The sequence below is a fragment of the Rhodoferax sp. TS-BS-61-7 genome (assembly GCF_002943465.1).
Lineage (GTDB): Bacteria > Pseudomonadota > Gammaproteobacteria > Burkholderiales > Burkholderiaceae_C > Allorhodoferax.
In genome coordinates this window covers 14,967-27,440 of the sequence record NZ_PTQY01000009.1, presented here as the reverse complement: position 1 = coordinate 27,440, position 12,474 = coordinate 14,967, and the positions used below count along the sequence as shown (strand labels likewise).

Sequence of the window (12,474 nt, the reverse complement as noted above, 5' to 3'; positions counted from 1 at the left end):
ACGAGGAAGAAAAGAATGATTGAGTCAATTCAAATTGCTGGCGAAGCTTCTTATGCAAACACACCTGAAATTTTGCACAGGCTATCCAAGATCAATTTCTTCTATGGCGCGAATGGCTCTGGCAAGACAACGATAAGCCGAGTTGTCGCAAATGCGAGCTCCTTCGCATCGTGTAGTGTGAACTGGAAGGGTGGGACGGCGTTGAAAACGATGGTCTACAACCGTGACTTCGTCCATGAAAATTTCAGTACAGCGACCGGACCAAAAGGCATCTTTACCCTCGGAAAAAACGACATTGACACCTTAGCCAAAATTGCAACCGCAAAAGCCGAGCACGATGCATTTTTGACAAAAATTGAAAAATTGAAAACCAGTTTGTCGGGCGAAGATGGTTTAGGTGGAAAAAAGGGCGAGTTGGCGGCGGCAGAAGATCAATTCAAAGAAAAATGCTGGCTGGCGTACACAAAACACAAACAAAAACTCATCAATGCTTTTGATGGATTTCGCAACAGCAAGGATAGCTTCAGGGATAAGGTCCTACGAGAACTAACTTCGAATTCAGCGTCGCTTTTGGCTCTTCAAGATCTTGAAGAGAAAGCATCTACCGTCTTTGGTCCGACACCTACCATTGAGCCAACGTTGGCAACGATTCAAGCCAAGCAACTCATTGACTATGAATCCGATCCAATACTGAGCAAGCGGGTGATTGGTAAGGGGGATGTTGACATTGCTGCCATGATAAAAAAGCTGGGCAATAGTGATTGGGTACGAGAGGGGCGCAGTTTCTACGACGTAAACGAGTCGGCCTGCCCTTTTTGTCAACAAAGCGTAGCTGCGTCTTTCACGCACAGTTTGAATGAATATTTTGATGAAACGTTCACAACAGACACGGCGACTATTGCAAAGCTCATTTCAAATTACTCTACCGAAGCTGAAAGACTTCAGCTGGCGGTTTCACAGGTAATAGCTGCCCAGTCAAAATTTCTCGATACGGAGAACTTGAAGAGGGAAAAAGAGCTTCTTGATTCAAAGATAACAATAAATATTCAGAAATTGGCTTCCAAAAAGAAGGAGCCTAGTCAGATCATTGAGTTGGAATCCGTCGGCAATGTCGCATCAACGATTTTGACTGCTATCGACCAGACCAACGTTGCTATTGCAGACCATAACAAAACGGTTGCAAACCTTGCTCAAGAGAAACGCGCGCTGACAGCGCAAGTTTGGAAATATCTTCTAGAGGTAGACCTGAAAGCGGACCTTGCTGCTTACAGCACGAAAACAGCTGCACTGACCGCCGCAATCAATGGAATGAATTCGAACATCGATTCGGCCACTGCCGATATGAAAGCTAAGGCGTTTGAAATTCGGACTCTAGAAAAAGATTCAACCAGCACGCAGCCTACCGTCGATGGAATTAATCTACTCCTGTCGTCCTTCGGCTTTCGCGGCTTCTCGTTGGCGCCAGCTGGGACCGGGAATTTTTACAAACTGATTCGCGCAGATGGCACCGATGCAAAGGAGACGCTGAGTGAAGGTGAACGGACATTCGTTACCTTCCTCTATTTTTATCATTTGCTTAAGGGAAGCAACTCTGAAAGTGAAATTACGACAAATCGAGTCGTTGTCTTTGATGACCCCGTCTCCAGTTTAGACAGTGACATATTGTTTCTGGTCGGGAGTCTGATAAAAGATCTATTTGAAGAAGTCCGAACGGGCGTTGGGCACATCAAGCAAATTTTCGTACTCACGCACAACGTTTATTTTCACAAAGAGGTCACATTCAATCCAAAGCGTAGTGGCAACACTGCCATGAAAAGTGAAGAGACTTTTTGGGTCGTGCGAAAACTCAACTTGTCATCGAAACTTGAGCATCATGAATCCAATCCAATCAAAACATCCTACGAATTGCTGTGGTCCGAAGTTCGCAGACCTGATCGTTCGAACTTGACGATTCAGAATACGCTCCGACGAATTTTGGAAAATTACTTCAAAATTTTGGGGGGAGTTGACCTTAATGATCTGAATGCGAAATTTGACGGCCAGGAAAAATTGATCTGTAAATCACTGATTTCATGGGTCAACGATGGCTCACATTTTTCGCACGATGATCTTTACGTATCCATCAGCGATTCAATGATTGAGCCGTACCTGAACGTCTTCAGGGAAATATTCAAAAAATCGGACCATATGGCGCACTACAAGATGATGATGGGCGACGCATACATTGAGGTGCCGGCATCTACGCCTCAACCCGCAGCAATTTGACAACGCCGGGTTAGTTAGGCCATGAGCCTTGAATACCAGGCCAACCAAAAATGAGAGACCCAGTCGTCATGCATGAAATCATCTGTCCACACTGCAGCAAAGCCTTCAAGATCGACGAAGCGGGGTACGCCGACATCCTCAAGCAGGTACGTGATGGCGATTTTGACAAACAGTTGCACGAGCGGCTGGAGCTGGCCGAGCGGGAAAAGCGCGACGCGATTGCCTTGGCCGAGGCGAAGGTCGCCAATGAACTGCAAAAAGCTGCGGCCATCAAAGACACAGAGATTCAGGCGCTAAAAACCCAACTCGACGCGGGCGAGGTAGCGAACAAGCTTGCGCTGGCCGAGGCCTTGGGCAAGGTAGAAAAGCAGCGCGATGCCATCGCCAACGAGCTCACGCAGGCCAAGCAGGAACAGCAGGCGGCGCTCAAGCTGGCCGAGGCCCAGCTGGCCCATGAGCTGCAAGGGGCTGCGGCGCGCAAAGATGCGGAGATTCAGGCCTTGCAGGCCCAACTTGATGCGGCTGAGGTAGCACGCAAGCTGGCGGTGACAGAGGCTTTGGGCGCGGTCAGCAAAGAGCGCGATGGGCTAGCGAACGAACTTGAGCAAGCGCGCAACGCGCAGCAGGCAGCTGCTCAGTTGGCCGAGGCCAAGCTGGCCCATGAGCTGCAAGGGGCTGCCGCCAAAAAGGACGCTGAAATTCAGGCGCTGCAAGCCAAGCTGGAGGCCGGCGACGTGGCGCGCCAGCTGGCCGTGAATGAAGCCGTGGGTGTGGTCGCCCTGGAGCGCGATGGGTTGAAAAATGACCTCAGCCTCATCACCGTGAGAAATCAGCTGGAAGAGAAAGCCATCAAGGAGCAATTCGCCTTGCAGCTGCGCGACCGTGATGGGGAGATTGAGCGCCTGCGGGACATGAAGGCGCGGCTATCGACCAAGATGGTGGGTGAAACCCTGGAACAGCACTGCGAAATCGAGTTCAACCGCATCCGTGCTGCCGCCTTTCAGCGGGCACATTTTGAAAAGGACAACGACGCCCGCAATGGCAGCAAGGGCGACTACATTTTTCGCGAGTCGGATGAGAGCGGCGCCGAGATCGTCTCCATCATGTTTGAGATGAAGAACGAGAGCGACGATACGGTAACCAAGAAGAAGAACGAAGAATTTCTGAGAGAGCTGGACAAGGACCGCACGGAAAAGGCTTGCGAGTACGCGGTGCTGGTGTCCCTGCTAGAGCCGGAGAGCGAGTTGTACAACAGCGGCATCGTCGATGTCTCGCACCGCTATCCAAAGATGTATGTGGTGCGGCCGCAGTTTTTTGTGCCGCTGATTACGCTGCTGCGCAATGCCGCTTTGAACTCGATGAAGTACAAGTCCGAGCTGGCGCTAGTGCGCTCACAGAACGTGGACATTACGAAGTTTGAAACCCAGCTCGACGAATTCAAGACGGCGTTTGGGCGCAATTGGCGCCTTGCCTCCGAAGGCTTTGAAGAAGCCATCAAGCGCATTGACGATGCGATTAAGGACCTGGAAAAAACCAAGGAAGCGCTGCACAAGTCTGCGAACAATTTACGACTCGCCAACGACAAGGCCGACGACCTGACGATCAAAAAGCTCACTCGGGGCAACCCCACGATGGCGGCAAAATTTGCCGAGCTGCCAGGCCCCTTGAGCTCGGCTGAGACAGACTAGGCCCCGCTGAGCCGAGAGATACGGCAAATTGCTACGGTTTTTATAGCTGGTAGCGCACATTCCAGCTGGGCTAGAGGCCCATTTGGCACTCAAACCTGCGGCAGATACGTATCCAGCAGCGTTTGCACCGCATCTGCCTGCAACACATCTCGACGGCGCTTCAGGGCTTCGCGGTCGGGCTGGTTCGCCATCCAGCGCTTGAAGGCAACAAACGTGGCGGGGTGCACGGTGTTCATGCGCGCCATGGTGCCGTTGGTGGCCACAATGACGGCAGAAAAGGCGGGGGAGTCCAGCAGCACATTGGCGCGGCGCGCCTGCGCCACCCAGAAGTCTTCGTCTTCATCGCTTAGTTTGATGGGGTGCGGGTCGTCGCCTGCACGCTCGCGGCGGATGATGTCGACTTCAAAGCCGTCTTTGTTGACGGCGGTGTATTTTTGGCTCTTGCGGATACGAAAGCTGCTGTCCACCTTTTTCAGCACGCCCAGCATGGAGCTGTCTACTTTGGCAAGCTGGGTCGAGAAGAGGATGCGCTTGCGGGTGTCCCACAGCAGGTCCATGTCGCGGGTGGCCAGCGTGTCCGAATCCAGCCGCACCCCGGCAGTGGCCTCATACGCATAGAGCGCGTGGGTGCCCACCACCCGGAAATGCGGGCTCAGTTGGGTGCTGGCCAGGCGGCCCAGCAAAGCCACCACCAGCGGGTCCACGCGGCCCACGCGCAGGGCACGGTTCAGGCGCTGGTGTTGTTCCAGGGCAGCTTTGAGGCCAGACACGCGCTCTGCGCTTTCGCGCTTGCGCAGGATGAAGCGCTCGTAAATAGCCTCGTTTTCTGGCGTGCGCGGGCCCAAGCTGGTTTCAGCCCCGGCGGGAGTGGTGCGCACCAGGTATTTGGCATCGGGTGATGAGGCTGGCCCTGCATGCCAGTACATGCCGCCGCGCACGTGGGCTGCTTCCTCTTGGGCTTCTTCCAAAGCCTCGAAGGTGGAGACGGCGTCAATGTATTGGCGTGCGATGGTGGCGCTGGCTTCTAGCATTTCGGCATACTATCTTAATTCTGTATTTCATACCGTAAATTGTTTAAATTCAGATACTTACAAATCTCTATATGTCACTTTTAATAGCTTGGTGCGGATCATGCGCTAGCTGCAAACTTCAAAGATTTTCCCCACGCGCCAGCTTCACCAGCATCTCTGCCATCCGCTTCTGCCGCGTCTCCGCCCGCTTGGCGCTGGTGAGCCGGTAGTAGATAGTGAACAGTTGCTGCCGCTTCAGGGTCGCGTAAAAGGCTTGGGCTACGGGGTCTTGCTGCAGCGCCGCCAAAAAGTCTTCGGGTATCTCCATGGTGGCGCTGCCGGCGTAGGCGCTGGCCCAGCGCCCATCGCTGCGCGCGGCCTCTACCTGCGCCAGGCCGGCGGCTTGCATGCGCCCTTGCTCTATCAGCCGCTCGGCATGCTGCACGTTTTTCTGCGACCAGTTGGAGCGCGCGCGGCGCGGCGTCAGGCGTTGCAGAAACGAGGTGTCGTCCAAGGCGTTGCGCACCCCGTCGATCCAGCCCCAGGCGATGGCGGCCACCACGCAGTCGTCCCACGTGACGCTGGGCTGGCCGGTGCCTTTTTTGAAGATACGCACCCACAGCTCGGTCTCGCTGGCGTGGTTTGCTTGCAGCCAGGCGTGGAGCTGCTCGGGGGTTTCAAATGTACGGGGTGTTTTGTTGCTCATTAATTAATAGCTGCTCGCGCATATTCCACGGGGTCTACATCCAGTTTTAACACTTAAATCCATCCTCCATCTGCGCCTCGTTGACCCGCATTCTTACAAATACACCTCATTTTTTGAGCCGCATTGCTTAAAATATGCCTCATGCCCGCCCAACCCCCGCCCTCATCCCCACGCTATATCTGGCAGCACCGCGCTTGGCCGCAGCTCACGTGGGATGCAGCGGCGCTGGCCCCCGCGTTAGAGCAAGCCAGGTTGGAACAGGGCCGCTTGTTGGGGCTGCTGGGCGCTATTGGGCTGGAGCAGGCCAACGCGGTGCAGCGCGAGCTGTGGGTGCAAGAGGCGCTGGCCACTGCGGCTATTGAAGGCGAGCAGCTCAATATCGAATCCCTCAGATCATCAGTGGCGCACCGGCTCAGTTTGGCAGATGCGCCGGGCGGTGACCGGCATGTGGAAGGCCTGGTGGAGGTGATGCAAGACGCACTGGCCCACCACAGCGACGCGCTGGACCTGGACCGGCTGTGCCGCTGGCAGTCGGCGCTGTTTCCTGGGGGCACTTCGGGCATCACGCGCATTGCAGTGGGCCGCCTGCGCAGCCACTTTGACGCCATGCAGATCGTCAGCGGAGCACTAGGCCGCGAGGTGGTGCACTACGAGGCACCACCCTCGGCCCAGGTGGCTGCGGAGATGGGGCGGTTCTTGGCATGGTTTGAAAGCACGCGACCTGCTGCGGGTGCCACCGCCATGAACGGCATTGCCCGCGCGGCGCTGGTGCACCTGTGGTTTGAATCCATACACCCGTTTGAGGACGGCAATGGTCGCCTGGGTCGCGCGTTGGCGGACATGGCGCTGGCCCAGGACATGCACGCGCATGACGCACAAGCCAGCCCGGCGCTGGTGCGGGTGTATGGCTTGGCCCACCAAATGCTCAAAACCCGCGCCGCGTATTACGACGCACTGAACTACGCGCAGCGCCTGCGTGCCATTGCGCCCGAGGCCCACTCGATTGACGCAACGCCGTGGGTGCAATGGTTTGTGCAGGCGTTTACCCATGCGTGCATCACCAGCCAGACCGTGGTGCGGGACGCGACGGACAAGGCGCACTTCCGCCTGCGAGCAGCCCAATGCCAAACCAATGAACGCCAGCGCAAGGTGTTAGAGCGCCTGCTGGAAGCCGGGCATGTGGGCTCGGGTGGGGGCTTCTTGGGTGGCATGACCACGGACAAATACGCCAAGATCACTGGTACGTCCAAAGCCACCGCCACGCGGGATTTGGTGGACTTGGCAGACAAAGGGCTGCTGCGCATAGAAGGCGTGGGCAAGGCCACGCGTTATGCGGTCAACGTGCCGGGCTGGGAGCAGCCGGCGGTGAAGGGTTGAGTTTGCGAATGCTTGGGGTTGCAAATTTGCTATATTTTTAATAGCTGCTTGCGCATATTCCACGGGCGCTAGCGGCCAATATGGCTTAAATTTTCCGCAGCAATCTGCCGGAACCCGGCGGATATACGCGCATCGGCACTGGCCGCCGCCCAGAAGCTGCGGGCCAGGGCCAGGGCCTGCGGCCACTCGGGCAGGGTGGCGGCGGTGGGCTGCAGGGGGCGGTCTGCAAAGTTGCGGGGCACCAGCTCGCCGCCCACGGGGGCGTAGAGCATGGGCAGCATGTCGTAGGCGGGGGCCAGGGCCCAGTCGTCATCGTCCAGCAGCAAGGAGATGTTGCCGTAGTGCCGGTCGGTGTTGGCAATCAGCTCCCCAAATGCCTCTAGCAGGCGCAGGGTGCGCGCATCGGCAGGGCGCAGCAGCCCGCGCTCTTGCATGCGGTTGGCGGTGGCGGCCCAGTTGTCCATGGCACCCACGTATTCGGCGTCGTACACCATGAGCGACACCATGCCGATGCGCCCCAGCCCCAGCGGGTTGGCGGCGTTGATGGGTGTGCGGTCAAAGCGCTCCACTTCCAAAAACGCGCGGCCCGCGCCTGTGCTGATGCGGCTGGTAGCGGCGGCAATGCCTGCGCTGGCCAGCGTTTGCAGGGCCAGGTGTTCGCAGACCAGCAGATCGCGGGTGCGCTGGTCGGTAGGGGCGTCGCCTGCGGGGGAGAACTTGACCAGCACATGGCGGGGCGCATCCCCCGATGCATCTGCGCTGCGGCCGACGATGGTGCAGAACTTGGGCTGCTCGCCCCCGGCGGACGAGCCGCCCATGCTGCCCTGCATGGCCGAATCGGCCAGGGCCGGGTAGTCGGCGGTTGACGCCGCGCGGCTGGCCCGCTGCGGCAGGCTGTGAAAGCGGGCAAACGCCGCCTCGCCCACCACCAGGTTGCCGGGCAGGTCGTCGCCACACAGGGCCAGGGCGCGCAGCACGTCGTCGTCGCTCCAGAAGCGGGGATCGTTGCCCAGCTGCAGCTCGGGGTGGCTGCTGGCAAAGGTGCGGCCCATAAAGCCCTGGGGGCGCATGTCGTCCAGAAACCAGGGCAGGCCGTCAAAGCGCTGGGAGAGGCCGTCTTCTTCGTCCACCCACACAGCGCCCTTAGCACCCGTGCTCACCAGTGGCACCATGCGACCAAACGGGCTGGGCTGGCCCTGCGCGTTAATGCGCATGATGGGCACGCTGCGGCCCACGTCGCGCACGGTGCGCGGCAGCACATAACGCTGCTTGCGGGCTGCGCCCACTTTTTGCACCTCGCCCGACTGAATCAGCGGGGCCAGCGCGCGCGACACGGTGGGCTGGCTCACCCCCAGCACCGCTTGCAGCTCGGCACTGCTGAGCGCCCCGCCCTGGCGGCGCAGGGCCTGCAAGATGTTTGCGGAGAGGTCTGGGGTGGCGGCCATGAATGATTATATGAATAGATTTATTTTTATTAATCTCTTTTTAAATCAATCATTTAGACCTGTTTTTGAATAGATATTTATGCAAAAAAATCAAGGCCCACCCCTCTCTAGCCATACCCGGTGGCCGCCAGCGCCACTTGCATGCCAGGCAGCTCCCGCAGGACAGCGGGGGTGGTACCCAGCCAACGGCGAAATTCGTGGGTCATGTGGGCTTGGTCCACGTAGCCCCAGTCGGCAGCAGTTTCGGCAAGTGTGGCGGCCTGCAGGGGTGTTTGTGCTGGTACTTGCGCAATGGCACGGGCTGCACGGCGCAAGCGGGCTAGGCGCTTCCAGTAGGCCGGCGGTTGGCCGGTGCCCGTGCTCACCACGCGCTGCAAGGTGCGCTCGGCCACCCCCAGCGCGCGGGCTGCGCGGGCCACGCTAGGGCTGTCGGCCAGGGCCAGCAGTGCGTCGTGTATCGGGGCGTGTAGCCGTATGCAGTCGTGCAAGATCGGCAAGATGTCGGCGGCATCGCAGCCGGGCCGCGCAGCCACGGCAGCCAGCAGACGCGCCCGGTCTATCGAGGTGCCCGGCTGCATGCGATAGCCCGAGTAGCGCTCATCCACAGTGCCCGGCACGTCGTAGCGTTGGTCGGCCAGGTCCGTCACAAACCACTGCGGGGCTTGGCCCGGTAGGGCGTGCCAGATGAGGTCGCAACAGCCGTCGGGCACCACGGTGGTGGCGTGGGCGGTGCGGGCGTGGTGTTGCCAAATGTCGACGGTGGCGGTGTACAGGGCCATGGGCCCATTGTGCCTACGCCATGCCGCGTGTCGGGCGGCTGCGAGGTGGCGGTTTTTTACAAGACAGCGGGCTGGCACACCGCGTATCGTGCAGGCTTTACGCAACTCCAAGAAAGCTTTGCCATGCAATTCGGCTACACCATTCTCTACGTGCCAGACGTGCCCGCAACACTCAAGTTTTATGACGCTGCTTTTGGCTTGAAGACACGTTTTCTGGCCGAGGGGGGCGACTTTGGCGAACTCGACACGGGTAGCACGGCCCTGGCTTTTTGCTCCCACAGCCTGTTGCAGCAGATGGGCAAGACCCCCCAGGTGGCCGACCCCGACAAAGCCAGCTCCGAAATCGCACTGTGCACCCCAGACGTAGCCGCTGCACTGGCGCGCGCGCTGGCGGCGGGTGCCACGCTCAAGCACCCCGTAGAAACCATGTCCTGGGGCCAGACGATTGCCTATGTGGCCGACATCAACGGCTTCTTGGTGGAGTTGTGCACACCCATGGGCTGAACGCAGCGCAGAGACACTCCGGTTTTGATAGCTGCTTGCGCATATTCCGTGGGCCCTGCGGGCCGATTGGGTATGCAGGCCTTATTTCACCGGAATGGGCAGCTCCGCGGGCACGGGCACCGCGGTAACGCTGTTTTTGGGGCTGCCGTCGATGATCTTGTCGGAGTACACCAGATAGACCAGGGTGTTGCGTTTCACGTCCACCATGCGCACCACGCGCACGTGTTTAAAGAGGAAGGAGGCGCTGGCCTTGAACACTTCGTCTTGCTTGTCGACTTTCTCTTTAAAGCTGATGGGGCCCACCTGGCGGCAGGCCACGGCGGCGTCGGACGTGTCTTCTGCCAAGCCCAGCGCGCCAGCGTAGCCGCCGGTTTTGGCGTGTGACAGGTAGCAGGCCACGCCGTTGACTGCCGGGTCGTCAAACACGTCGACCACCACTTTGTCGTTGGGGCTCAGCAGTTTGAAGGTGGTGCTGACGGTGCCCACGGTCTCGGCGCTGGCGGCCAGTGCAAGGCTGCTGAGCAGCAGGGAAGCGATTCGTTTTTTCATGGGCAACACTCTGGATTGAAAAGGGGTAGATGACCCATTTTCAGCCATGTGGCGTTGAGCCTGCCTGCTGGGCGCGCAGCTGCTGCACCTCTAGTTCCAGCGCCTGGATGCGCGCATCGCGCGCGTCCAGCGCAGCGGTCACGTCGGCGGCCTCAAAGCGCACCGGGATGTGCTGCGGGCAGTTGGCGTCCCACGCGGTCACGGTGAAGAGGATGACTTGCTCGGGGCGGGCTTTGTAGCCTTGCGGCATGAGCCGCGCAATGAGCGCCTCATCGCCTTCCACCACACGCGCCTCGCCCCAGATCTTGATGCGCTGGCGGTGGGCGTAGTCCATCAAGAACATATGCGCCTTGGGGTTCTCCGACAGGTTGCCGGCGCTGATGTATTGCTTGTTGCCCGCATAGTCCACAAAGGCGAGCGTGTGGGCGTCCAGCACTTGGATGAACCCCGCAGGGCCGCCCCGGTGCTGGATGTAGGGCTGGCCGTCGGCGTTGGCGGTGGCCAGGTAGATGCTGGTTTGGGCGGCAATGAAGTCGGCCAGCTCGACGCTGATAGCGACCTGCCAGCCGCCCGCCTGCTCCATACGCGCATACCCGTGGCGCGAACCCTTGCGCGTCTGGATGGCTTTAACGGCGGGGGTGAAGGCGACGTCGCTGGTGTAGGCGGGAGAGGCGGACATGGGGACTCCTTACAAATCAAGCTCGCTGAGCGAGGGGTGGTCGTCGGGCCGGCGCGCACCGCTCCAGCGAAATTGGCGGTCGGCCTCGGCAATGGCCAGGTCGTTGATGCTGGCGATGCGGCGCTGCATCAGGCCCTGGGGGTTGAACTCCCAGTTTTCGTTGCCGTAGCTGCGGAACCACTGGCCTTGCACGTCGTGCCACTCGTAGGCAAAACGCACGGCAATACGGTTGCCCGCAAAGGCCCACAGCTCTTTGACCAGGCGGTAGTCCAGCTCGCGGCTCCATTTGCGGGCCAGGAAGGCGCTGATCTGGTCACGGCCCAACAAGAACTCGCTGCGGTTACGCCACACACTGTCGGGCGTGTAGGCCAGCGCCACGCGGGCGGGGTTCTGGCTGTTCCAGCCGTCTTCGGCCAGGCGGACTTTGCGGGCGGCGGTGTCTGCGTCAAACGGGGGCAGCGGTGGCTTGAGGGCTCCGAGGGTCAGCATGGGCACCTTAGATGTCTGCGGCTTTGCGCAACTGCATGAAGGCCACGCTGAGCGCGCTGGACGCCTTGAAAAAGCCGGTGGATGCACCCAGCATGGTTTCGGCCTGCGTGTAGCGACCGGCATTGACGGCGGTGGCCACCTTGGCCACTTCGTCGTGAAACACCTGGTGCTTGTGCACGCAGTCTGCATGGGCGCCAAGCTGACCGAAGCGTGCCTTGGCATCGCCATGCAGCCATTGGCCGAGCTCGCAACAGTCGTCGCGCGACAGGGTGGCAACGTCCATTTGTTCGTGTTTGGCGATCGCAGACCGAAGTTTCACCTTCCATTCGGCATGCTTTTGTACGGCGTTGTTGAGGTCCATGGTCTTCTTTCTGCGATCGGGTTGGGTTGCTTTACGCGGCCAGCTTGGCGCTGACTTGGGGGAAGTCGATGTCGGTGTGGGCCACGTTGTTGACGTAGTTGGTCAGCACGTTGAGCGCCACGTTGACGACGATTTCGACGATGCTGGCTTCATCAAACCCGGCCAGACGCACTGCGGCCAGATCGGCATCGGACACACGGCCACGGGCTTTTGCCACTTGCAAGGCGAAGTGCAAGGCGGCTTCTACTTGGGCGTCTTCCGAATGGCCGTCGCGGGCGGCGTCGAGTTCCGAGCGGCTGAGCTTGGCTACGTTGGCACCCAGGTAGTCGTGGGCAGAGAGGCAATAGTCGCAGCCGTTGAATTCTGCGATGGCAAGTGCAATGCGCTCGCGCAGCTGTGCTGTCAGCTTGCCTTTGCCTACCGCGCCATTGAGGGATAAGTAGCCCTCCAGCGCGGCGGGGCTGTGGCCCACGACCTTCATCAGGTTGGGCGTGACGCCAAGAGACTTTTGCACGGCAGCCAGCAGCGGCTTGGATGCTTCGACAGATTGTTCGACGGTAGGAATGCTGATACGGGACATGGTGTTTTCCTTCAAGGGTTAAGGGCGGGTTGCCTGGATTCG

Annotated in this window: 13 protein-coding genes; 4 read left to right on the top strand and 9 right to left on the bottom strand. The window is 59.2% G+C overall.

Translation table 11 applies throughout. The features are described from left to right. The first annotated feature begins 15 nt into the window (after positions 1 to 15). Both C5F53_RS18730 and C5F53_RS18725 read left to right on the top strand, forming a co-directional pair. Positions 16 to 2,265 carry an AAA family ATPase gene (locus C5F53_RS18730; protein WP_105262925.1) on the top strand — a complete coding sequence of 750 codons (2,250 nt, stop codon included), beginning with the start codon at positions 16 to 18 and terminating at the stop codon, positions 2,263 to 2,265. Positions 2,266 to 2,333: 68 nt separating this feature from the next. Next, complete coding sequence (locus C5F53_RS18725; RefSeq protein ID WP_105262924.1) at positions 2,334 to 3,953, top strand: DUF2130 domain-containing protein; 1,620 nt, start codon at positions 2,334 to 2,336, stop codon at positions 3,951 to 3,953. Positions 3,954 to 4,042: 89 nt separating this feature from the next. On the opposite strand, the gene C5F53_RS18720 is transcribed toward C5F53_RS18725, so the two are convergent. Then, complete coding sequence (locus C5F53_RS18720; protein ID WP_105262923.1) at positions 4,043 to 4,984, bottom strand: GSU2403 family nucleotidyltransferase fold protein; 942 nt, start codon at positions 4,982 to 4,984, stop codon at positions 4,043 to 4,045. A gap of 118 nt (positions 4,985 to 5,102) precedes the next feature. Continuing rightward, positions 5,103 to 5,669, bottom strand: a complete 567-nt coding sequence (locus tag C5F53_RS18715; protein WP_105262922.1) for a YdeI family protein — start codon at positions 5,667 to 5,669, stop codon at positions 5,103 to 5,105. 141 nt (positions 5,670 to 5,810) lie between these two features. Here C5F53_RS18715 and C5F53_RS18710 point away from each other — a divergent pair, with 141 nt between their 5' ends. Then, positions 5,811 to 7,046, top strand: coding sequence for a Fic family protein (locus C5F53_RS18710; RefSeq protein WP_105262921.1), 1,236 nt, complete (start codon positions 5,811 to 5,813; stop codon positions 7,044 to 7,046). A gap of 68 nt (positions 7,047 to 7,114) precedes the next feature. Here the strand turns inward: C5F53_RS18710 and yjjJ are convergent, their stop codons facing one another. After that, positions 7,115 to 8,491, bottom strand: a complete 1,377-nt coding sequence (gene yjjJ / locus C5F53_RS18705) for a type II toxin-antitoxin system HipA family toxin YjjJ (RefSeq protein ID WP_105262920.1) — start codon at positions 8,489 to 8,491, stop codon at positions 7,115 to 7,117. 107 nt (positions 8,492 to 8,598) lie between these two features. After that, positions 8,599 to 9,270, bottom strand: a complete 672-nt coding sequence (locus C5F53_RS18700) for a helix-turn-helix domain-containing protein (RefSeq protein ID WP_105262919.1) — start codon at positions 9,268 to 9,270, stop codon at positions 8,599 to 8,601. Positions 9,271 to 9,393: 123 nt separating this feature from the next. On the opposite strand from C5F53_RS18700, the gene C5F53_RS18695 reads away from it, so the two are divergent. Continuing rightward, positions 9,394 to 9,774: a VOC family protein gene (locus C5F53_RS18695; protein WP_105263011.1), complete on the top strand. Its 381-nt coding sequence runs from the start codon at positions 9,394 to 9,396 to the stop codon at positions 9,772 to 9,774. Positions 9,775 to 9,855: 81 nt separating this feature from the next. Here C5F53_RS18695 and C5F53_RS18690 read toward each other — a convergent pair whose 3' ends face one another. The 5 genes from C5F53_RS18690 to C5F53_RS18670 are packed head-to-tail and all read right to left on the bottom strand — an operon-like array spanning position 9,856 to position 12,432. Beyond that, positions 9,856 to 10,323, bottom strand: a complete 468-nt coding sequence (locus C5F53_RS18690; protein WP_105262918.1) for a CreA family protein — start codon at positions 10,321 to 10,323, stop codon at positions 9,856 to 9,858. Positions 10,324 to 10,363: 40 nt separating this feature from the next. After that, entirely contained in the window at positions 10,364 to 11,002 is a 639-nt protein-coding gene (locus C5F53_RS18685; protein WP_105262917.1) for a pyridoxamine 5'-phosphate oxidase family protein, read from the bottom strand. Between the two features lie 9 nt (positions 11,003 to 11,011). Continuing rightward, positions 11,012 to 11,491 (bottom strand): nuclear transport factor 2 family protein, encoded by a 480-nt coding sequence (locus C5F53_RS18680; RefSeq protein ID WP_105263010.1) that lies wholly within the window; start codon positions 11,489 to 11,491, stop codon positions 11,012 to 11,014. A 7-nt stretch (positions 11,492 to 11,498) separates the two neighbouring features. Then, positions 11,499 to 11,852: a CZB domain-containing protein gene (locus C5F53_RS18675; protein WP_105262916.1), complete on the bottom strand. Its 354-nt coding sequence runs from the start codon at positions 11,850 to 11,852 to the stop codon at positions 11,499 to 11,501. 31 nt (positions 11,853 to 11,883) lie between these two features. Next, positions 11,884 to 12,432, bottom strand: coding sequence for a carboxymuconolactone decarboxylase family protein (locus C5F53_RS18670; RefSeq protein ID WP_105263009.1), 549 nt, complete (start codon positions 12,430 to 12,432; stop codon positions 11,884 to 11,886). Positions 12,433 to 12,474: the final 42 nt, after the last annotated feature.

Coding starts and splice junctions, on each gene's coding strand:
- yjjJ (WP_105262920.1), bottom strand. CDS start 8,491: ATGGCCGCCACCCCAGACCTCTCCGCAAACATCTTGCAGGCCCTGCGC.
- C5F53_RS18670 (WP_105263009.1), bottom strand. CDS start 12,432: ATGTCCCGTATCAGCATTCCTACCGTCGAACAATCTGTCGAAGCATCC.
- C5F53_RS18730 (WP_105262925.1), top strand. CDS start 16: ATGATTGAGTCAATTCAAATTGCTGGCGAAGCTTCTTATGCAAACACA.
- C5F53_RS18725 (WP_105262924.1), top strand. CDS start 2,334: ATGCATGAAATCATCTGTCCACACTGCAGCAAAGCCTTCAAGATCGAC.
- C5F53_RS18680 (WP_105263010.1), bottom strand. CDS start 11,491: ATGCTGACCCTCGGAGCCCTCAAGCCACCGCTGCCCCCGTTTGACGCA.
- C5F53_RS18700 (WP_105262919.1), bottom strand. CDS start 9,270: ATGGCCCTGTACACCGCCACCGTCGACATTTGGCAACACCACGCCCGC.
- C5F53_RS18710 (WP_105262921.1), top strand. CDS start 5,811: ATGCCCGCCCAACCCCCGCCCTCATCCCCACGCTATATCTGGCAGCAC.
- C5F53_RS18675 (WP_105262916.1), bottom strand. CDS start 11,852: ATGGACCTCAACAACGCCGTACAAAAGCATGCCGAATGGAAGGTGAAA.
- C5F53_RS18720 (WP_105262923.1), bottom strand. CDS start 4,984: ATGCTAGAAGCCAGCGCCACCATCGCACGCCAATACATTGACGCCGTC.
- C5F53_RS18715 (WP_105262922.1), bottom strand. CDS start 5,669: ATGAGCAACAAAACACCCCGTACATTTGAAACCCCCGAGCAGCTCCAC.
- C5F53_RS18690 (WP_105262918.1), bottom strand. CDS start 10,323: ATGAAAAAACGAATCGCTTCCCTGCTGCTCAGCAGCCTTGCACTGGCC.
- C5F53_RS18695 (WP_105263011.1), top strand. CDS start 9,394: ATGCAATTCGGCTACACCATTCTCTACGTGCCAGACGTGCCCGCAACA.
- C5F53_RS18685 (WP_105262917.1), bottom strand. CDS start 11,002: ATGTCCGCCTCTCCCGCCTACACCAGCGACGTCGCCTTCACCCCCGCC.